Here is a 19,588-nt window from a genome sequence, read left to right on the forward strand (position 1 = left end):
AGGTGGCTGGTGGCTTAAAAACCTGTCGCCTTCAATCGTAGACCTGCGCGCTCGTCAAGGCCAAACATCAAGTTCATGTTCTGAACCGCCTGGCCAGAGGCACCTTTAAGTAAATTATCTAACATGCTTATAATGAATAATTTATTACCATATTTCTTAACCTGTAAAAACACTTTATTGGTATTTACTATTTGTTTAAGGTCTATATTCCGGATGGTTACATGTGTGAACGGGTGGCCGGCGTAAAAGTCCTTAAATAATTTTAATGCTTCTTCTTCTGATAGGTCGCTATCCATATAAATTGATGCGAATATCCCTCTGGTAAAATCGCCTCTGTATGGAATAAAATTTAAAGTTTGATTAAAAGCAGGCTGTAGCTGTTTTAACGATTCGCCTATCTCATTTAAATGCTGGTGATTAAAAACTTTATAAACCGATAGGTTATCATTACGCCAGGTAAAATGCGAAGTAGCTGCCAAGCTCTGCCCGGCACCCGTAGAGCCGGTTGTGGCAGAAACATGTACTTCGCTATTTAATAATCCTTTGGATGCCAATGGCAATAAACCCAACTGTAAACAGGTAGCAAAACAACCTGGATTAGCAATATTTTGTGCCGATTTGATAGCATCCCTGTTTAACTCAGGTAAACCGTATACAAAGTTTTTACTTTTTACTTTTGAATTTTCACTTAATCTAAAGTCCTGGCTCAAGTCAATGATTTTTACACTATCGGGTATCGCGTTAGCATCTAAAAATTTCTTCGCATCGCCATGTCCCACACATAAAAATAGTACGTCTATATCGGTTGATAGCTCGCCAGTGAATTTTAGATCAGTATCACCAAAAAGATCGGTATGTACATCATAAATATAGTTACCCGCGTTACTGGTACTAATTACAAAGGCAATATCAACATTGGGGTGGTTAACCAATATCCGCAGCATTTCGCCGCCTGTATAGCCTGCACCGCCAATAATTCCGGCTTTTATTTTATTTGATTTCAATTCTGTCATTTTTTGTAGATGGATAAGAATATAAAATAAACTCCAGGTCTGTATTTTGATCATTAGCTATAAAATGCTTTTGATTTGGGTTGATCTGGATTGCCTGCTGCTCTCTTAACTCGGTGACACTACCGTCAATAGTAAACTTTGCCCGTCCTTTTAAAATAAAAAAGAATTGGGTAGCTAGCTCATGATAATGCAGCTTTTCGGCTGTATCAGGGGGCATTAATTCTTGTTTAACAGATAGTGCATCGGTATCAACAAAAGTCCACCCGTGGCAATCATCACCCCAGGTATAATGTTCTAAACATTCGCCTTTTGAAAATACCGTATTCATTATCCTTCGCTGTTTACTTTATGGTAGATCATTACCTGGTTGCCAAATATTTTGGAGAATCCTTTAACATCATCGCCGCTCCATGAATTGTTCATTTCGCCATAGGTGCCAAATTTGTTCGACATCAAGTCATGATCCGACTCAATACCAATTACCTGGAAACGATATGGGTGCAATTGCACAAATACTTTACCGCTCACGTTTTTCTGTGTATCGGTTAAAAAAGCCTCCATGTTACGCATAATAGGGTCATGAAACTGGCCCTCATGCAGCCAATTACCGTAGAACATAGAAAGCTGATCTTTCCATGTTAACTGCCATTTGGTTAAGGTATGTTTTTCTAACGTATGGTGCGCTTTTATAATGATCATTGGAGCAGCTGCCTCAAAACCTACACGGCCCTTAATACCGATTATGGTATCACCAACATGTATGTCACGGCCAATGCCATAAGGCTGAGCAATAGCTTGTAAAGCCTGGATAACCTGGGTTGGATGATCGTACTTTTTGCCGTTAAGGGCAACCAATTCGCCTTTTTCAAAAGTAAGCTCAATATCTTTTGCTTCGGTTTCAGTAACCTGTGTAGGCCATGCTTCTTCAGGTAGGCCCAGGTTTGAAGTTAAGGTTTCTTTGCCCCCAACTGATGTACCCCAGATACCTTTGTTGATAGAGTATTTGGCTTTTTCGAAGTTCATTTCAACGCCGTGCTTTTTCAAATACTCAATCTCAGCTTCGCGACTTAATTTCAGGTCACGGATAGGAGTGATGATCTTCACCTCTGGTACCAGGATATTAAATATCATATCAAACCTTACCTGGTCATTACCGGCACCGGTACTGCCATGGGCAACAAACTCGGCACCAATTTCTTTAGCGTAGTTAGCAATGGCAGTAGCCTGGCTAACACGCTCGGCACTTACCGATAGCGGATAGGTATTATTTTTTAATACGTTACCATATATCAAATAGCGTACGCAGGTATTATAAAAGTTTTCGGTCTCGTCAACTACATGGTGTGAGGTTACACCCATTTCGTAAGCGCGTTTTTCAACCTGGTTCAATTCTTCAGCACTAAAGCCACCGGTATTTACAATAACCGAGTGTACCTCATAACCAAGATCTCTTGTTAAATATATACAGCAAAATGATGTATCCAAACCGCCACTGTATGCTAGTACTACTTTTTTCTTTTCCATTGTATTCTTCTGATGTAGAGACGCAATATTTTGCGTCTTATAAATGTTATTCAGAGACGCAAAGTATTACGTCTCTACGGTGTTAAAATATTTTAGCAGTATCTTGTCCAAAATTTTTAATGGCACTCTCAATACGCTCAAATAAAGTTGCTTTGTGTGTTATCTTTTTAAGCTTATCATCATCTTCATGCTCTTTTTTCTTCTCGGCGTCTTTAGCTTTCTCTACCGGGTCAAAAAGCATGGCGGTACACATGCAATTTTTGCGTTCCTTCATGGTCAATATGTCGTAATTAACACAACTACGACAGCCTTTCCAAAATTCTTCATCCTGGGTAAGTTCAGAATAGGTAACGGGTTCATAACCTAACTCCGAGTTGATCTTCATTACCGCCAATCCGGTAGTTAAACCAAATAGCTTAGCCTCAGGATATTTAGTTCTTGAAAGCTCGAATATTTTATGTTTAATAGCTTTAGCCAAACCTGCTTTACGGTATTGGGGCGCTACTATTAAACCCGAGTTGGCCACAAAATCGCCATGGCTCCAGGTTTCAATGTAGCAAAAGCCTGCCCAGGTACCATCTTTATGTAAAGCGATGACAGCTTTACCCTCCAACATTTTGTTGGCAACATACTCAGGTGTGCGCTGGGCTATGCCCGTACCCCGTGCCTTTGCCGACTCGGCCATCTCATCGCAAATGACGGGCGCAAAGTCTACATGCTGGGCGGTAGCAACCTGAATATCAAAATCTTGTATAGTCATTGTAAATAGAAAAAATTACTGTTAAAGTTTGGCTTTTGGCCTAAAGTAATTAATAATGTTTGTTGAAGAAGTTTAAAAAACTTCGGTTGACGGGCAATAGAGTATGCTGGCAATTAAACCCGTGGGATAAATAGCCTTCGTCGTGATGGGGTAAATAAAACAGTTGAAACCAAAGCAGCGGCAACCGGAGCAATAATTGCTCTGACAGTGGGCTTATTTAAGGTTTGCAGTATCATTTTAGTATAATGTTGCTTTATTTAAAATTTGATGCAAAAGTTTGCATTAAATTTAACTTATGCAAGAGAAAAATGATTTAATGACATATTGGTGTTTTGTCATTACGTCATTAGCCATTAAGTCATTAGTATTAGGATGGTTCAAACTCACAACTTATTCACTATATCATCTACTATCATATCCGCATGTATTCGGCTGTTTTCTATGAACCAAAGGTGCGTATCCAGCCCGCCGCATACTACGCCTGCAAGGTATAGGCCGGGTAGGTTGGTTTCCATGGTGTCGGGGTTGTATTGTGGAATGAATTTATCGTCAGATAATATCAAACCCCATTTTTTAAGCTGATCAAAATTGGGTTTGTAGCCCGTCATCGCCATAACAAAATCGTTAGGAATGGTTATAGTACCTTCAGGTGTCGCAATATCAACTTCGATTTGGCGGATGGCTTGCAAGTTTGAATTAAAATAGGCTTTTATGCTGCCTTCTTTAATTCGGTTAATAACATCTGGTCTGACCCAGTATTTAACCCGGTGACTTATTTCGTCACCACGAACTACCAAAGTAACATCGGCACCTTTACGATAAGTTTCCAGCGCCACATCAATAGCCGAATTGCTTGAACCTACCACCACTATTTTTTGCATAGCAAAGAAGTGAGGGTCCTTATAATAATGTTGTACTTTGGGCAGATCTTCGCCGGGGATGTCAAGGTTAACGGCTACATCATAAAATCCGGTTGATATAATGATGCGCTTGGCTTGATAACTAGCTTTGCTGGTAGTAACGTTATAAGCGTTGTTTTGCTGTGCGATAGCGGTAACTTCTTCAAATAAATTAATGGGCAGGTTATTTGATGTTGCTACACGGCGATAATACTCTAAAGCTTCGGCGCGGGTAGGTTTGTTGCTGATGGTTACAAATGGTATACCACCGATCTCCAATTTTTCTGATGTAGAAAAGAAGGTCATGGTAGCAGGGTAGTTGTATAGCGAGTTTACCAGGCAACCTTTTTCTATAATAATAAAGCTTAAACCTGCTTTTTTCGCTTTAAGTCCGCAGGCTATTCCGATTGGGCCACCGCCGATGATAAGGATATCGAGCATTCTTGTAATGGCAAAAAATTAGAAAATAAAAAAGGGTAAGCTACTCTTATCGCGCCGCTCAACTCTCTACCCTTGCTGTGTTCCCACCCTGGGGGAGTTCAAGAGGAGCTGGCCGTAAAAGACTTACCCCGCTGCAAATATAGCAATTGGTTTGTTTTTGGGTTAATAAATTGTTAAAAAATGACTAAGATTCTTAGGATTAAAGGATTATAAGATTTGTTTTTGATGAATAATCAAGCTGATTAACGTTCTGTTGATATTGTAAACCTAAAACAAACTAATCTGCTGGTTATTCATCGGCTTTAACAGTGATGGCTTTGGTGGGGCCAGGCTATATTGGGTTTTGCTTTCGAAGGGTAACTCGGTAAACGGTTCCCATTTGGCGAAGCTGGCAAAGGTTTCGCGTTGTAATACGGTTAGAGCGCTTACGGTAAAAGTTTCTTTCCACTCCATAGCTTTAAAGTGCGGCCATAGTTTATCAAAGTCTACAACAGGTATGTTGCGGCAAATGGTGATGTGGGGTACCATAAACTCTTTTACATGCAGGTGTTGTTTCAGCTTTTTAAACCAATGGGTTGTTTCGGGTGTGCTGAGGATGCGGGCGTAAATGGTTTTAAACTCTTCGCCGTGGTTAAAGTAGTCAAAGCCATCAATACTAAGCGTTACAGGCGGTATCAAACATAGCCTTTTTCTAAAAGCCAATATCCCCGGTTCGGTTAAAAAGGTTTTTTGCTGATGAAGCATTTTAATGGAGATATGTGCTGTTGAATGCATGCTCTCGTAATTGCCAATAATATTAGCAGCATAACATTTGTGTGTACTTACCACGGCTTTCACCTTATCCGAAGGGGAGAGCAACATTAAAAAATCTGTATATCCTTTCATCGCCTTAAAATTTAATGGGAAACAATAATACTAATATTTTTAGTATTTATGCAAATTTATTTTATATTTGTGCTATGGAAGCAAAGCGCTGCATTGTACATATTGATCTTGATTCCTTCTTCGTTTCGGTAGAACGTAAGTTTAACCCGGAGCTTATCGGCAAGCCGGTATTGATTGGCGGCTCGGCAGATAGGGGGGTGGTAGCATCATGCAGTTATGAGGCACGTAAATTTGGTATCCATTCTGCCATGCCAATGAAACAGGCTATGAAACTTTGCCCGCATGCTATTATTATCCGCGGCAGCCATGGGCGCTATAGCGAGGCTTCAAAGCAGGTTACCCAGATCATCCATGACAGTATGCCCCTATATCAAAAAACATCGGTAGACGAGTTTTATATTGATATGACGGGCATGGAGCGTTTCCATGATTGCTATCAACTGGCTACTGATCTGCGGGCACGTATTACCAGGGAAACCGGTTTGCCAATTTCCTTCGGGATGGCATCTGGTAAAACTGTGGCTAAAATGGCTACCAACGCGGCTAAACCTAACGGACAACTCTTAATTGAGCCGGGCAAGGAAAAAGAGTTTATGGCACCATTATCCATCCGTAAAATACCTATGCTGGGCGAGAAGACCTGTCAGAAGCTTTACCAGTTCGGCATTGAAAAAATTGGCGACTTGCAACGGGTAGACCTTAAATTTTTAGAAACGGTTTTTGGTAAACATGGCCGCTACATTTGGGAGCGTGCCAATGGTATTGATGAAAGCGAAATTGTCCCGCATAGCGACCGCAAATCCATATCGACAGAAAATACCTTTCATACAAACGTAACTGATATTAAAACTCTGGAAACCTCGCTGGTATCTATGACCGAAGAGTTAGCCTACAAACTGCGTAAAGAAAATAAGGTAGCCTCATGCCTGGCTATTAAAATACGCTACGCCAATTTCGAAACCCATACCGTACAAGAAAAAATTGCCCTCACCGCTGCCGAGCATATCCTTATCCCCGGTATAAAAAATCTGCTTAAAAAAGCGTGGAACCAGCACCGCCCCATCCGTCTAATAGGCGTTAAACTGAGCAACCTTTGCCAGGGCAGCTATCAGATCAATCTTTTTGAGGATAACGAAGAGCGCATTAAACTATACCAGGCCATGGATAAGATCAACTTTAAATTTGGCGAAAAAACCGTATGCCGCGCGGCAGGCATGGCTATTGGAACGAGGGATTTTAATCCGTTCCTCAAGGATTAATGATCATCGCGATAGCTTCTTACAAAATTATTATTGTAGATAGCGCCTACAATATCATTCACTATTAATTTTTGTGGCGTTTTATCGTTATCCAGGTCGCTGCCTACCTCAAACAGGCTTTCGGCATACTCAACCGCTTGTTGTTCATCGTCAAACAATAACACTACCTCATTATTTATCTCGGCATCCACACCATTTGGCGGCGACGGAACAGAGAATTTCTCGAAGCTATTAAAAGTAAGTTCTGATTGCCCTGTTGATGGGATGGCGATACGCAGCATAATTGGAGTGTTAAATATGATTTATCTAGTTTTATATCAACAGGAATTAGATAAACCTGTTTTAGGTATTTATGTTTTAATTGCCCCGGCGTGCCATTTTGAAATACCTGGTTCAATCACTATCTTAACCCTGCAATAACAAACACGTAATCAGGCTTATGGCAGGTACCGGTACAGAACAATTAAAACGGGTATTAAAGCCTGTACATTTATGGGCAATAGGGGTTGGGCTGGTCATATCCGGCGAGTATTTTGGCTGGAACCTGGGCTGGGCTGTAGCCGGTACTATCGGGTTGTTGATAGCTACTATAGTGGTTACCATTATGTACGTCACCTTTATTTTTAGCTATACGGAGCTTACCGCCGCTATACCACACGCGGGTGGGGCTTTTGCCTATGCTTACCGTGCCATGGGGCCATTTGGCGGATTGATTGCCGGATATGCCACATTGATAGATTTTTTATTAGCTACACCCGCTATAGCTATATCCTTAGGCAGTTATCTCCATTTTTTATACCCGGTGATACCGGTTATGCAGTCGGCTTTGATATTTAACACTGCTTTTATTTTGCTAAATATATCCGGGGTGAAAGAGTCGGGAATGTTCTCAGTTTTTATTACTATCCTGGCCGTTGCCGAATTGATATTATATATGGGCATAGTTTCGCCGCATTTTAAAATGAGCAATTTTATGGCTGATCCGATGCCATTTGGCTGGTCGGGCGTGTTTGCGGCCTTGCCTTATGCTGTTTGGTTATACTTAGCTATTGAGGGGGTAGCTATGGTAGTAGAAGAGGTTAAGGAACCTAAAAAGAATATCCCCAAAGGTTATATATCGGCCATATTAACGCTGGTAGTGCTGGCCTTAGCTGTAATGATATTAACCGGCGGCATTACCGACTGGCATAAGCTGGATAGCCTGGCTTACCCGTTACCGGCATCAATAGGTATTGTATTGGGCGATAATAACAGTCTAACCAAACTGTTTGCAGGTATAGGTTTGTTTGGATTAATAGCTTCTTTACATGGTATCATATTGGCATCGTCGAGACAAGTATTTGCCATGGCCCGTAGTGGCTACTTGCCAAGAACATTAGGCAATGTAAACACCCGATTTAAAACACCGCACTGGGCCTTAATAGGCAGTGGCATGGTTAGCTTTATTGCGATATATATTGGCACAATGGATCAAATATTAGTGTTATCTGTATTGGGCGCGGTGGTGATGTATTTAATGAGTATGACAAGCCTGTTTATTTTAAGGAAAAAGGAACCCCAGTTAGAGCGGCCCTTTATATCGCCGTTTTATCCCATCTTTCCGGCAACGGCATTGGTGATATCGGTGGTTTGTTTATTCGCTATCATGTATTTTAACGTTACAGTTAGCTTGATATTCTTTGCCATATTAGCCGTTGCGCTAACTATCTTTATGCTGATGGGAAAACATAAAATGAAAATAATGGATGATGTATTGCTGGAGCGTTAAATCGCTATCCCACCAATGAACTAATAAACCATTGAACTAATGAACCAATAATGTACCGCCACACCATAAAAAGCAAAGTATACCAATTTGCAGATTTAAAAGATCTGCTGGCTAAAGCATCGCCCTGCCGGTCGGGTGATGAGTTGGCGGGGGTATGCGCTGCTACTTATGAAGAACGCGTGGCTGCGCAAATAACATTGGCTGATGTACCGCTAAAAACCTTTTTGAACGAAGTGGTTATTCCGTACGAAAAGGACGAAATTACCCGCCTCATCATCGACACCCACAATACCGAAGCTTTTGAACCCATAAGCCACCTAACCGTTGGCGATTTTTGCGACTGGCTGTTAAGCGATCATACCACTACTGAAACTTTGCAACAGATCTCTGCAGGTATTACCCCCGAAATGGCGGCAGCGGTATCAAAACTAATGCGCAACCAGGACCTTATCGCGGTAGCAAAAAAATGTGAGGTAGTTACCAGGTTTAGAAATACGATAGGTTTAACTGGCCATTTCTCTACCCGCCTGCAACCCAATCATCCTACGGACAATCCAAAAGGTGTGGCGGCAAGTATAATTGATGGCTTGCTATATGGCAGTGGCGATGCCGTGATAGGTATAAACCCGGCTACGGATAGCCCGGCGGCAGTGGCTAATTTGCTTAATTTAATAGATACGCTCCGGCAGCAGTTTGATATACCTACGCAATCGTGCGTGTTGAGCCATATTACCACAACTATTCAATTAATCAACGAAGGTGCGCCGGTTGATCTTTGTTTTCAATCCATCGCCGGGACCGAGAAAACCAATTCAAGCTTTGGCATCGACATGGCATTACTGGACGAGGCTTACGCCGCCACGCTATCATTAAACCGTGGCACGGTTGGTAATAATGTAATGTATTTCGAAACCGGGCAGGGTAGCTCGCTATCGGCAAATGCTAATTTTGGGGTAGATCAGCAAACTTGCGAGGCCAGGGCTTACGCTGTTGCCCGGAAGTATAACCCTTTATTGGTAAATACCGTTGTGGGGTTTATTGGCCCCGAGTATTTATATGATGGCAAGCAAATTATTCGTGCCGCTTTAGAGGATCATTTCTGCGGGAAACTGCTTGGCCTGTCCATGGGTGTTGATGTGTGCTATACCAACCACGCCGAGGCCGACCAGGATGATATGGATAACCTGCTTACGCTGCTAGGCGTAGCCGGTTGCAGCTTTATTATGGGCGTCCCGGGGTCTGATGATATTATGCTGAATTATCAATCTACCTCATTTCATGATGCGTTATACTTACGCAAGGTTTTAGGACTAAGGCCAGCGCCAGAGTTTGAGTTATGGCTGATGAAGCAGGGAATTATTGATGATAAGGGCAACCTGTTATCAGTTAACGCCGCGCATGGGTTGTTAGGGGGTAAAGGATGAAAAAGGTTATCAAATCAGCAGAGCAGTTAATTGCCCTACAAGAGTTTACCGCTGCACGGATAGCGATTGGCAGGGCAGGTACCAGTATACCCTTAAAACAGTCGTTAGCATTTAAGCTGGCTCATGCCCACGCACGTGATGCGGTATATTCTGAACTGGATATAACTTGCTTAACCGATCAATTAAAACAATTTGACTTGCCGGTATTGCATTTACATAGCATGGCTGGCTATCGTGAACAATATTTGCAACGGCCGGATTTTGGAAGAAAATTGAATGAAGAATCTATACTACACTTAGCAGATCATACACAAGCCAACGATATAGCCATTATTATTGCCGATGGGTTATCCGCGACAGCAATTAATAGTAATGTAATTGGGTTATTGGAAGTATTAATACCGACGCTCAGATCAGCCGGACTGAAACTGGCAGATATTACCTTGGTTGAACAGGGTAGGGTTGCCATAGGCGATGAAATAGCATCGGCCTTAAATGCTAAACTATCCCTGATATTAATTGGTGAGCGCCCGGGTTTAAGCTCGGCAGATAGTATAGGCGCTTATTTAACTTATGCGCCTATACCGGGGCTAACTGACGAGTCGCGTAACTGCATATCTAACATTCGCCCTAAAGGACTTAGCTATAAGCAGGCATCAAAAAAGATCTTTTATTTAGTACAGGAGGCTTTCAGGAGAAAACTATCGGGGGTAGAATTAAAGGATAATGCAGGTTTATTAGGCGAATAACAAACCTGCATTATTAGATGAATTATTTACTTCGTTCCTTTGCTTCCTCAATATAACCATTATAAGAAATAGGCTGTTTATTAAGCGGGCTAACATGCAATGATGCATAACCGTCAGATTGTACGTTTAGAATTAACTGTTGGATATCTTTAACACCACTTATGCTATTCTCCTGTGGTTTAATGGTGATATCCCAACCGCCTTTTTTATCGGGTTTGGCATTATAGTCAAACTTGGTTGTTTTTAATTTAAGGCCACCATCATTCAGGTCACGCGGGGCTACGTATGCACGGCCAAAATAGGGTAGGTATATATCCAGTTTATCTTTATTTACGGTAACATCATAATCGCTGGTTAAAGCGCGCGATGGCATACTTGCCGGGATTACATAGTTAGCTACAAAGCGATAATTCATAGCGTTTACTATTCTTGAAACATCGGCAGCTTTAGCAGCTTTCTTCTCAGCTTTGGTTTTTTGCGCATAACTTACATTAAAGCTTAAAGCACAAACTAACAGAATGCAAAATACTTTTAAGTTTTTCATAACAATGAGATTTAAAGGTTTAACTGGTTTATAACGAATGGGTTTCGTTTGGTTATATAAAATTACTTAATAATATTTTATAAATAACAAAGCCGCGTATAAATATTTATATGCGGCTTTAATATTAATATTTGATAAGTTAAAACTCATCAATAGTATCGCGCCTTATTGGGTCATGAATATGTACGGCCAGTATATTATTGATCAGATCCACTTCAAAATCAGCCTTTTCGTTAGCCGGTTCATCGCTGTTGATATCCGAACATCCAAAAAAGAAACGCACCCTGTAGCGAAAAGTAACCTTGCCTTTATGTGTTTCAGGATCGTATATAACTTCTTCCGGTAAAATATCGAATTGTTTAACCTCGGGCGAACCACCGTCACCATCATGAAAGGCAACTAGTTCAGCACAAATCAGCTCAGTATTAACCGTACTGTTTACAGCAAAAACGTCCAATAAAAACTGACCGATGGCGGTTTGGCCATCGGTCAGTTTAGTAATTAGTTCTGGTGGTACATTATAGGTTACCGTTGCCATATTATTTCAGGCGATAATATTATATCAAATTAACACTGCGGTTAACAAACTCCGTCAAATCTGCACCGGTTAATAAACCTTGTGATAGCAAAGCCAGGTCAAAAGCTTGTTTAGCTAATTGCGACTGTACCTCTTCGTTTTCATCCTGTAATATACGGCTTACCAATTTATGGTTGCCATTAACTACTACCTTGTAATTATCGGGCATACTGCCATAAAAGCCCATACCGCCGCCCATGGCTGCCATATCTTTCATACGGCGCATAAACTCGTCCATGGTTACGGTAACCGGTAACTCGTCAGGGTTCAAGCTTTCCAGCTCAACTTTATAAGCCGGGCGGTTTATCGCTTTATCAAAAATTGCTTTTACTTTGGTAGCCTCTTCTTCGGTTAAAACATGCGCTAAGGCATCATCTTTTTTAATCAGTTTATCAGCCACATCAGCATCAACACGTTTTAACGATGTTTTCTCCAGTTTCTGCTCTAAGTGACTTACAAAATGTGTGTCGATAGGCGAATCCATCAATAAAACATCATAGCCTTTCCTGTTAGCCGATTGGATGAAAGCATCTTGCTTAGATGGATCGTTAGTGTAGATGTACACCAACTGGCCGTCTTTATCAGTTTGCACCGGCTCTACTTTGTCTTTATACTCGGCTAACGTAAAGTTTTCTTTAGCTGTATTGGTTAGCAAAACAAAGTCTTTTGCTTTATCGTAAAATTTATCTTCGCTCACCATGCCGTATTTAACAAACAGGCCAATGTCGGTCCATTTTTCTTCGTAACCCTTACGGTCGTTTTTAAACAGTTCTGCCAATTTATCAGCTACTTTTTTGGTGATGTAGCTGTTTATCTTTTTAACGTTACTATCGGCTTGTAAAAAGCTTCGCGATACGTTCAATGGGATATCTGGCGAATCAATGATACCATGCAACAACATTAAAAACTCGGGCACAATATCTTTTACCTCATCGGTAATAAATACTTGTCTTGAGAATAATTTGATCTTGTTACGTTGGATCTCGAAATCCTTTTTCAGCTTAGGGAAGTACAATACCCCGGTTAAGTTGAACGGATAATCAACATTCAGATGGATCCAAAACAATGGGTCCTCGCTAAACGGATACAACTCTTTGTAGAATGCCAAATAGTCTTCATCTTTTAATTCAGACGGCGCTTTCGTCCAGATTGGGCTGGTGTTGTTAATTACATTATCAACCTCAACATCTGTATATTTTGGTTTGCCTTCTTCGTCAACGCCATCCTCAACAGACTCGGTTTTTTTACCAAAGATGATCGGCACAGGTAAGAAACGGCAATATTTATCCAGTATTTCCTGTAAACGATGTTTACTTAAAAACTCTTCAGATTCGGCATTGATATACAGGGTGATTTCAGTTCCGCGCTCTTCTAAGCTGCCCTCGCTTATTTCAAATTCGGTACTGCCATCGCAGATCCAGTGTGCAGGCTCGGCACCATCCTGGTATGATAAGGTTTGTATTTCAACCTTATCGGCCACCATAAATGCAGAGTAAAAGCCTAAACCAAAGCGGCCGATGATCTCGTTGGCATCTTTAGCTTCTTTAAACTTCTCCATAAACTCGGTAGCGCCGCTAAATGCTATCTGGTTAATGTATTTTTTTATTTCTTCGGCGGTCATACCCAAACCATTGTCAGATATGGTAATGGTTTTTGCTTTTTCATCAAAAGCAATCTCAACCCGCAGCTCGCCAAGCTCGCCATTGTATTGGCCTAATGAAGCCAGGCGTTTAATTTTTTGGGTAGCATCAACAGCGTTCGATACCAGTTCACGTAAAAATATCTCGGTATCAGAGTACAGGAATTTTTTAATTATCGGAAAAATGTTTTCGGTATGGATCGAAATGGTTCCTTTTTCTTGCATAATTTTATTTATCTAATTTCAGGGTTAATGTTTAGTAACAACCCTGCATATCAATGAACGTTCCAAAGGGGAATGTTTGTCAAATTGTCAGTAGAGGTTTTGAAATAAAAAAATCATGTAAATTCAGGTTGATGCAAAATTCTTATATTTGGCATAATGACAAATCGCAGGCAACAAATAAAGCAATGGCTAAAAGAAGTGCTTGAAGATAATCTTCGGGATATTTCTTATCGTGCTTTTATTTTTGGTTCTCAGGCAAATAAAACTGAACTTATTCGTTCTGACATTGATGTTGGTATACTTGCGGACAAAGCCATTCCTGCTATAAATTTTGTCAGGATAAGTAATGCTATTGAAGATTTGCCAATGCTATATAAAATAGATTTGGTTGACTTTCATAATGTAGAAGATAAATTTAAAGCGGTTGCATTAAAAAACGTAGAATGGCTATGAGTGATTATTTTGAAGATAAATTAGCCACTTTTGACCAGGCGTTAAAAACCTTTAAAGAATCATTATTAGATGCTCCATCACAATTGGAACGTGATGGAGCTATACAGCGTTTTGAATATTGTTATGACCTTTCATGGAAAACGTTAAAGCAATATTTGCAGCGCAGAGGCATAGTTGATCTGAATAGTCCGAAATCGGTTTTTAACGCGGCTTATACAGAAAAGGTTATTGACGATGAATCAACATGGTCGACCATAATTACTAAGCGTAACCTATCTGTACATACTTACAATCAAAAGTTAGCTGATAGTTTGTTTTCGGAGTTGCCTGAATATTATAATGCTATGCTTACTTTATTGAAAGCTATGGTTGACTAAGCGCCTTTAGAAAAGCATCCAGTACGTCTTTCAAATCCTTCAACGTCTCCTCATCCTTAACATTTCCATCATTATCCATTTTTGACCGAATAAATTGGATCAGCAAAGTAGCATCAGCAATAACATTTGCAGACAAAGCACCTAAAGTAAGCAGGAGCGAGGCATGAGCATATTCGCCGCCTAATGATGCCGTAATTAAAGCGATGGGTTTATCAACCAGCGTGCTGCTTGATACCATCCAGTCCAGCATGTTTTTTAACCCGCCGGGTACACCAAAGGCATATTCGGGTGTGCAGATAATGAGGCCATCGGCTTCGGTTAATAATTTGCGTAATGCTACAACCGGCGCGGGCGGGCTATCAGTATCTAGTCCCGGATCAAAGGCGGGTATTAAAGCAAGGTCATTATAAATGGCATATTCAATATCCGCAGGAACTATCGAACCTAAGTATTGCAAAATGGCATGGTTGGATGATCCCTGGCGTAAACTGCCCGATATAGCTAAGATATTTTTCATGGTTTTAGTGCCGGCAATTTATAATATGGAACCGAAAATAACGAATGTGAGTGATTCACAAAAGTGATTCACTCTGAATTTTGAAATCTTACTAAAATTACATAAGTTATTATATTACAATACCTTAATGTTCTTATCTGAAGTTTTTGTACTGATTCAGGGTGATTTACTCTGTTTTTATAAAACACTTATTTACAGATATTTATAATCAAAAAGTGATTCAGGTGATTCAAAGTGATTCGCTTTTTGTGAATCAGTAAACATCCCCAAAATCTAATGGCAATATACTGACTAATGCCTATTGGCAAGCATCGCAATAAATGCTACTTTTGTGCTTCATTTTTAAAAGATGTCTGAAAATATTGAACGTGTAAAATGCCTGATCATCGGGTCGGGTCCTGCAGGATATACTGCTGCTATATATGCCTCTCGTGCTGATCTGAAACCGGTTATGTACACCGGGATGTTAGCCGGCGGCCAGCTTACCCAAACAACTGATGTAGAGAACTTCCCCGGCTATCCGCAAGGGATTATGGGACCTGATATGATGGAAGACTTTCGCCAGCAAGCCGAGCGTTTAGGTACCGATATTCGTTTTGGTTACGTAAGCTCGGTTGATTTTTCAAGTCTGCCGCATAAAGTTACGGTTGATGAAAACAAAACTATATTGGCTGATACGGTTATCATATCAACCGGCGCGTCTGCTAAATGGTTGGGTTTAGAGTCTGAACAAAAATACAGCGGTTTTGGTGTATCTGCCTGCGCGGTATGCGATGGGTTCTTCTTTAAAGGTCAAGACGTTGCCATAGTGGGCGCTGGTGATACCGCTGCCGAGGAAGCAACCTATCTGGCTAAATTATGCCGCAAGGTATATATGATTGTTAGGCGGGATGAGTTCCGCGCTTCAAAAGCGATGGTACACCGTACGGTTAATACGCATAACATTGAGATACTATATAATACCGAAACCAAAGAGATATTGGGCGATGGACAAAGTGTAAACGGTGTACAGGTAATCAACACCAAAACCAATGTAGAAAGAACACTGGATGTTACCGGCTTTTTCGTAGCTATTGGGCATACCCCGAATACAGATATCTTTAAAGGCTTTATTGATATGGACGAAACCGGTTATATCCTAACCAGACCTGGTTCAACCCAAACCAATATTGAAGGTGTATTTTGCTGCGGCGATGCGCAGGATCATATTTACCGCCAGGCCGTTACCGCGGCAGGCACCGGCTGCATGGCTGCCATAGATGCCGAGCGTTATCTGGCAGCAAAAGAGCATATTGTAACCGCTTAATTAAGCTTTAAATACAGCATATTAAGGTTGTCTATACAGGCAGCCTTTTTTTGTGCATATTTTTTACAAGATACACTGGGTTATTTTTTTAAAATATTTAACTTCACCAGCTTAAATTATTGATCAATCTATAATTATGTATAAAAAAATAATTCTGCTACTGGTTGCTTCGTTTAGTTTTTCTATTGCTGCGCATTCTCAAAACACTGACCCTAACCTGGGGATAATACCCGCGCCGTTATCTATTAAAAAGGCCACGGGTACCTTTGTACTGAGCCAGGAAACACAAATATTTGCTGATTCGGTAAACAACAAAGCAGTTGTTTTTTTATCAGATTATTTGAAAAATATAGCCACGCTGCATATTCCGGTAAAGCTAAATTCCGGGCAAAGTGTGAGTAATAGCATAGTACTTACCAGTGCAGGTACAGACAATTTACCTGCCGAAGGGTATCGCCTAACAATAACCCCAACTAACATAACCATCGCCGCTAAAGGTGCCGGCTTGTTTTATGGCATACAAACTCTTATACAACTAATACCAGCTGATAAAGGCGCTGTTGCTAAACTACCATGTGTGCTGATTGAAGATTACCCTCGCTTTGGCTATCGCGGATTGATGCTGGATGTTTGTCGTCACTTTTTTTCTGTACAGTTTGTAAAGAAGTATATCGATCTGATGGCAGCTTACAAATTAAACACCTTTCACTGGCATTTAACCGATGACCAGGGCTGGCGGATTGAGATCAAGAAATATCCTAAGTTAACAGAGATAGGCAGCCGCCGTGCAGAGACCGTAATAGGTAACTACCATGACCGTACCCCACAACAGTTTGACAATACCCCTTATGGTGGCTATTATACGCAAGACGAAATACGTGATGTTATAAAATATGCCGATGCCAGGTATATTACCATAATTCCTGAAATTGAAATGCCGGGCCATGCCATGGCTGCATTAGCTTCATATCCTGAGTTGGGTTGTGAACCTACTTTAAATTACCAGGTACAAGGCACATGGGGTGTATTCAGAAATGTTTATTGCCCGTCCGAAAAAACCTTCGGTTTCCTGGAAGATGTACTAACGGAGGTAATAGATCTTTTCCCAAGCAAATATATCCACATAGGCGGTGATGAAGCGCCAAAGGATGTGTGGAAGGAATCTAAATTTTGTCAACAACTGATCAAGAAGTTAAAGCTGAAAGACGAACACGGTTTGCAAAGCTATTTTATCCAACGGATAGAGAAATTTGTAAACTCAAAAGGCAGAAGGATCATTGGCTGGGATGAGATACTTGAAGGTGGCCTTGCACCTGACGCTACCGTAATGAGTTGGAGAGGTGAGCAGGGTGGTATTGATGCCGCCAAACAAAACCATGATGTTATAATGACTCCAGGAAGCGGCGGTATGTATATTGATGCTGCTCAAGGTAAGTTAAGTACCGAGCCATTAAGTATTGGTGGTTTTACACCGCTGTCCAGAACATACAGGTATGACCCAACCCCCGAGGCTTTGAATGATGATCAGAAAAAGCATATACTGGGCGTACAGGCAAACCTATGGACCGAATATATCGCCACAGAAAACAAGGTACAGTATATGCTATTACCGCGTATGATGGCCTTGTCAGAAGTAGCATGGACATCTTTAGCGAATAAAAACTTTGTAGACTTTGCAGACACCCGTTTACCGTCACACTTAGCTTGGTTAGATAAAAATGGCTTTGATTACCGTGTTCCTACTGCCATTGGTGCAACGGATACCGTGTATTTTGGCGATAAGTTAACTGTAAATTTAGCACCATCTGTAAAAGGAGCCAAAGTGTATTATACCATTGATGGTTATACCCCACGCGAAACTGATAATGAATATACTATACCAATGACCTACAATGTACCTGCAGATCAATATCGCGAATTGCAAACCATTGTAATAACACCAACCGGCAAACGCAGTGTGGTTACCAAAACAGTAGTTTATAACAAAGCGCCACTAGCGCCGGTTGTTTATAAAGGGACAAGTGCCGGCTTACGCTATGAGCTTTTTCCGGGTGAGTATAACAGCACTAACGATTTTAAATTATCCGCTGAAGGTGCCGATTCATTAATTGCTAAGAGCTTTAATATCAATCAATTTAGAAAAGGAACCGGCTTTGCTATAATATATAGTGGTTATGTACGTATAGACACAGATGGTGTTTATGGTTTTTCAACTTCGTCTGATGATGGGTCTACATTATTAATTGATGACCAATTGGTTGTTGATAATGATGGCAAGCATCCGATTAGTGCCAAAAACGGGGCTATAGCTTTACAAAAAGGCTATCACAAGTTTACTTTGAAATATTTTAACATAGGTACTACAGGTAGCCTGAAAGTGTTTATTACCATACCGGGCAAACCAACCGGCGAGTTAGGGTCTGATTTGCTATCTAATTAATGAAAAAGGATATGAACGTAAGGTTTTGTTTTTTTACACTGATAGGCTGCACTATGCTTGCAGGCTGTGCGCAGGAACAAAAGAAGCCTTCCAACCTGGATAACATGCCTAAAGCTGCGGCAGTGATGGCCCCCTTTAAGTTTCATAAAATGATTGAGGTAGCTCCCGGACAGTCTTATGATATATTAAGCTGGGGAAGGGGTGCGGTTGATACAGGTGCTTTTATGATATTACACTCAGATTCATCAGGCAGAAAATACACCACCACAACCGGCGATTTGAATGGCCAGATAGTAGATGTTTATAATGCTGATATGGATATTGACGGTCACCCCGAAATATTGATACAGGCAAAACGGAAAGATACCATCAACTATACCACCATTTATGCTTTTGAATTTTATGAAGGCAGGGTGCAAAAACTTGATTTCCCTAAATTAACCAGCTCGCAACGTAAAGGTTATCGTGGCAATGATAATTTCTACATATCCGAAGGTAAGTTTATAAGAGAGTTCCCAATTTATGAGGGAAGTGGTGCAACAGCTAAACCAACAGCCGCTAAGCGCAAGTTAGAGTACAGTTTAAACAATAATAGTTTTAATGTTAAACAGCTAAGTAAGGATTCAACGTCAATAAAAGACAAAGTTGTATCTATACCAGCGGTTAAAAAAACGGCTGAAGATAAACCTGCTAAAGCCAAAAAAACAGAAAAGAAAAAACATCACAAAGCCGAGGTTCATAAAAAGAAGAAAAAAAAACGACACCATCATTCGTAGAGACGCAATACT

20 protein-coding genes and 1 other RNA gene are annotated in these 19,588 nt (G+C 40.8%); 9 read left to right on the forward strand and 12 right to left on the reverse strand.

The features are described 5' to 3' along the window. Nucleotides 1-14: 14 nt before the first annotated feature. From argC to JWQ34_RS05790, 7 genes are all read right to left on the reverse strand, one after another. Nucleotides 15-1,013: an N-acetyl-gamma-glutamyl-phosphate reductase gene (gene argC / locus JWQ34_RS05760; protein ID WP_299355276.1), complete on the reverse strand. Its 999-nt coding sequence runs from the start codon at nt 1,011-1,013 to the stop codon at nt 15-17. Further along, nucleotides 991-1,341: a cupin domain-containing protein gene (locus JWQ34_RS05765; protein WP_299355279.1), complete on the reverse strand. Its 351-nt coding sequence runs from the start codon at nt 1,339-1,341 to the stop codon at nt 991-993. Before JWQ34_RS05765 ends, argC begins: the two co-directional genes overlap by 23 nt. Continuing rightward, the gene (gene argG / locus JWQ34_RS05770) at nt 1,341-2,537 is read right to left on the reverse strand and encodes an argininosuccinate synthase (RefSeq protein WP_299355282.1); all 1,197 of its coding nucleotides are present in this window, start codon (nt 2,535-2,537) and stop codon (nt 1,341-1,343) included. The genes JWQ34_RS05765 and argG overlap by 1 nt, the downstream gene beginning before the upstream one ends. A gap of 82 nt (nt 2,538-2,619) precedes the next feature. After that, nucleotides 2,620-3,297: a GNAT family N-acetyltransferase gene (locus JWQ34_RS05775; RefSeq protein WP_299355285.1), complete on the reverse strand. Its 678-nt coding sequence runs from the start codon at nt 3,295-3,297 to the stop codon at nt 2,620-2,622. A gap of 383 nt (nt 3,298-3,680) precedes the next feature. Continuing rightward, entirely contained in the window at nt 3,681-4,637 is a 957-nt protein-coding gene (locus tag JWQ34_RS05780; RefSeq protein WP_299355288.1) for a YpdA family putative bacillithiol disulfide reductase, read from the reverse strand. 30 nt (nt 4,638-4,667) lie between these two features. After that, an RNA gene (gene ffs / locus JWQ34_RS05785) (signal recognition particle sRNA small type) lies at nt 4,668-4,766 on the reverse strand. 138 nt (nt 4,767-4,904) lie between these two features. Beyond that, nucleotides 4,905-5,522 carry a 2'-5' RNA ligase family protein gene (locus tag JWQ34_RS05790; protein WP_299355291.1) on the reverse strand — a complete coding sequence of 206 codons (618 nt, stop codon included), beginning with the start codon at nt 5,520-5,522 and terminating at the stop codon, nt 4,905-4,907. Between the two features lie 74 nt (nt 5,523-5,596). On the opposite strand from JWQ34_RS05790, the gene dinB reads away from it, so the two are divergent. Continuing rightward, the gene (gene dinB / locus JWQ34_RS05795) at nt 5,597-6,781 is read left to right on the forward strand and encodes a DNA polymerase IV (protein WP_299355294.1); all 1,185 of its coding nucleotides are present in this window, start codon (nt 5,597-5,599) and stop codon (nt 6,779-6,781) included. Here the strand turns inward: dinB and JWQ34_RS05800 are convergent. After that, nucleotides 6,778-7,062, reverse strand: coding sequence for a hypothetical protein (locus JWQ34_RS05800; protein ID WP_299355297.1), 285 nt, complete (start codon nt 7,060-7,062; stop codon nt 6,778-6,780). The two genes, dinB and JWQ34_RS05800, sit on opposite strands and share 4 nt — an antisense overlap. Before the next feature lie 158 nt (nt 7,063-7,220). Here JWQ34_RS05800 and eat point away from each other — a divergent pair, with 158 nt between their 5' ends. The 3 genes from eat to eutC are packed head-to-tail and all read left to right on the forward strand — an operon-like array spanning nt 7,221 to nt 10,722. Beyond that, a complete protein-coding gene (eat, locus tag JWQ34_RS05805) occupies nt 7,221-8,549 on the forward strand; it encodes an ethanolamine permease (protein ID WP_299355300.1) in 1,329 nt (442 codons plus the stop codon). A 50-nt stretch (nt 8,550-8,599) separates the two neighbouring features. Beyond that, nucleotides 8,600-9,973 (forward strand): ethanolamine ammonia-lyase subunit EutB, encoded by a 1,374-nt coding sequence (locus tag JWQ34_RS05810; RefSeq protein WP_299355303.1) that lies wholly within the window; start codon nt 8,600-8,602, stop codon nt 9,971-9,973. Next, complete coding sequence (gene eutC / locus JWQ34_RS05815) at nt 9,970-10,722, forward strand: ethanolamine ammonia-lyase subunit EutC (RefSeq protein ID WP_299355306.1); 753 nt, start codon at nt 9,970-9,972, stop codon at nt 10,720-10,722. The genes JWQ34_RS05810 and eutC overlap by 4 nt, the downstream gene beginning before the upstream one ends. 22 nt (nt 10,723-10,744) lie before the next feature. On the opposite strand, the gene JWQ34_RS05820 is transcribed toward eutC, so the two are convergent. The 3 genes from JWQ34_RS05820 to htpG form a co-directional block, all read right to left on the reverse strand. Beyond that, complete coding sequence (locus JWQ34_RS05820) at nt 10,745-11,266, reverse strand: DUF4251 domain-containing protein (protein ID WP_299355309.1); 522 nt, start codon at nt 11,264-11,266, stop codon at nt 10,745-10,747. 139 nt (nt 11,267-11,405) lie between these two features. Further along, nucleotides 11,406-11,804, reverse strand: coding sequence for a hypothetical protein (locus JWQ34_RS05825; RefSeq protein WP_299355312.1), 399 nt, complete (start codon nt 11,802-11,804; stop codon nt 11,406-11,408). A gap of 19 nt (nt 11,805-11,823) precedes the next feature. Beyond that, the gene (gene htpG / locus JWQ34_RS05830) at nt 11,824-13,707 is read right to left on the reverse strand and encodes a molecular chaperone HtpG (RefSeq protein WP_299355315.1); all 1,884 of its coding nucleotides are present in this window, start codon (nt 13,705-13,707) and stop codon (nt 11,824-11,826) included. 156 nt (nt 13,708-13,863) lie between these two features. Here htpG and JWQ34_RS05835 point away from each other — a divergent pair, with 156 nt between their 5' ends. Beyond that, complete coding sequence (locus JWQ34_RS05835; protein ID WP_299355318.1) at nt 13,864-14,160, forward strand: nucleotidyltransferase domain-containing protein; 297 nt, start codon at nt 13,864-13,866, stop codon at nt 14,158-14,160. Beyond that, nucleotides 14,157-14,537: an HI0074 family nucleotidyltransferase substrate-binding subunit gene (locus JWQ34_RS05840; protein ID WP_299355320.1), complete on the forward strand. Its 381-nt coding sequence runs from the start codon at nt 14,157-14,159 to the stop codon at nt 14,535-14,537. The genes JWQ34_RS05835 and JWQ34_RS05840 overlap by 4 nt, the downstream gene beginning before the upstream one ends. On the opposite strand, the gene JWQ34_RS05845 is transcribed toward JWQ34_RS05840, so the two are convergent. Continuing rightward, a complete protein-coding gene (locus JWQ34_RS05845) occupies nt 14,524-15,054 on the reverse strand; it encodes an NADPH-dependent FMN reductase (RefSeq protein WP_299355323.1) in 531 nt (176 codons plus the stop codon). The two genes, JWQ34_RS05840 and JWQ34_RS05845, sit on opposite strands and share 14 nt — an antisense overlap. A gap of 349 nt (nt 15,055-15,403) precedes the next feature. Between JWQ34_RS05845 and trxB the strand changes: the two genes are divergently transcribed. The 3 genes from trxB (at nt 15,404) to JWQ34_RS05860 (ending at nt 19,576) form a co-directional block, all read left to right on the forward strand. Next, nucleotides 15,404-16,360 (forward strand): thioredoxin-disulfide reductase, encoded by a 957-nt coding sequence (gene trxB / locus JWQ34_RS05850; RefSeq protein WP_299355326.1) that lies wholly within the window; start codon nt 15,404-15,406, stop codon nt 16,358-16,360. 136 nt (nt 16,361-16,496) lie between these two features. Then, nucleotides 16,497-18,800: a family 20 glycosylhydrolase gene (locus tag JWQ34_RS05855; protein ID WP_299355329.1), complete on the forward strand. Its 2,304-nt coding sequence runs from the start codon at nt 16,497-16,499 to the stop codon at nt 18,798-18,800. Nucleotides 18,801-18,811: 11 nt separating this feature from the next. Continuing rightward, a complete protein-coding gene (locus tag JWQ34_RS05860; protein WP_299355331.1) occupies nt 18,812-19,576 on the forward strand; it encodes a hypothetical protein in 765 nt (254 codons plus the stop codon). The last annotated feature ends 12 nt before the right edge of the window (nt 19,577-19,588 follow it).

The organism is Mucilaginibacter sp., assembly GCF_028288185.1.
In the GTDB taxonomy this organism is placed as follows: Bacteria; Bacteroidota; Bacteroidia; order Sphingobacteriales; family Sphingobacteriaceae; genus Mucilaginibacter.

What these genes read in the sequence shown, in the direction of transcription:
- argC (WP_299355276.1), bottom strand. Translation starts at nt 1,013, where the DNA reads ATGACAGAATTGAAATCAAATAAAATAAAAGCCGGAATTATTGGCGGT.
- JWQ34_RS05775 (WP_299355285.1), bottom strand. Translation starts at nt 3,297, where the DNA reads ATGACTATACAAGATTTTGATATTCAGGTTGCTACCGCCCAGCATGTA.
- eutC (WP_299355306.1), top strand. Translation starts at nt 9,970, where the DNA reads ATGAAAAAGGTTATCAAATCAGCAGAGCAGTTAATTGCCCTACAAGAG.
- JWQ34_RS05845 (WP_299355323.1), bottom strand. Translation starts at nt 15,054, where the DNA reads ATGAAAAATATCTTAGCTATATCGGGCAGTTTACGCCAGGGATCATCC.
- eat (WP_299355300.1), top strand. Translation starts at nt 7,221, where the DNA reads ATGGCAGGTACCGGTACAGAACAATTAAAACGGGTATTAAAGCCTGTA.
- JWQ34_RS05835 (WP_299355318.1), top strand. Translation starts at nt 13,864, where the DNA reads ATGACAAATCGCAGGCAACAAATAAAGCAATGGCTAAAAGAAGTGCTT.
- JWQ34_RS05820 (WP_299355309.1), bottom strand. Translation starts at nt 11,266, where the DNA reads ATGAAAAACTTAAAAGTATTTTGCATTCTGTTAGTTTGTGCTTTAAGC.
- JWQ34_RS05765 (WP_299355279.1), bottom strand. Translation starts at nt 1,341, where the DNA reads ATGAATACGGTATTTTCAAAAGGCGAATGTTTAGAACATTATACCTGG.
- trxB (WP_299355326.1), top strand. Translation starts at nt 15,404, where the DNA reads ATGTCTGAAAATATTGAACGTGTAAAATGCCTGATCATCGGGTCGGGT.
- JWQ34_RS05780 (WP_299355288.1), bottom strand. Translation starts at nt 4,637, where the DNA reads ATGCTCGATATCCTTATCATCGGCGGTGGCCCAATCGGAATAGCCTGC.
- JWQ34_RS05800 (WP_299355297.1), bottom strand. Translation starts at nt 7,062, where the DNA reads ATGCTGCGTATCGCCATCCCATCAACAGGGCAATCAGAACTTACTTTT.
- argG (WP_299355282.1), bottom strand. Translation starts at nt 2,537, where the DNA reads ATGGAAAAGAAAAAAGTAGTACTAGCATACAGTGGCGGTTTGGATACA.
- dinB (WP_299355294.1), top strand. Translation starts at nt 5,597, where the DNA reads ATGGAAGCAAAGCGCTGCATTGTACATATTGATCTTGATTCCTTCTTC.
- JWQ34_RS05840 (WP_299355320.1), top strand. Translation starts at nt 14,157, where the DNA reads ATGAGTGATTATTTTGAAGATAAATTAGCCACTTTTGACCAGGCGTTA.
- htpG (WP_299355315.1), bottom strand. Translation starts at nt 13,707, where the DNA reads ATGCAAGAAAAAGGAACCATTTCGATCCATACCGAAAACATTTTTCCG.
- JWQ34_RS05825 (WP_299355312.1), bottom strand. Translation starts at nt 11,804, where the DNA reads ATGGCAACGGTAACCTATAATGTACCACCAGAACTAATTACTAAACTG.
- JWQ34_RS05790 (WP_299355291.1), bottom strand. Translation starts at nt 5,522, where the DNA reads ATGAAAGGATATACAGATTTTTTAATGTTGCTCTCCCCTTCGGATAAG.
- JWQ34_RS05855 (WP_299355329.1), top strand. Translation starts at nt 16,497, where the DNA reads ATGTATAAAAAAATAATTCTGCTACTGGTTGCTTCGTTTAGTTTTTCT.
- JWQ34_RS05860 (WP_299355331.1), top strand. Translation starts at nt 18,812, where the DNA reads ATGAACGTAAGGTTTTGTTTTTTTACACTGATAGGCTGCACTATGCTT.
- JWQ34_RS05810 (WP_299355303.1), top strand. Translation starts at nt 8,600, where the DNA reads ATGTACCGCCACACCATAAAAAGCAAAGTATACCAATTTGCAGATTTA.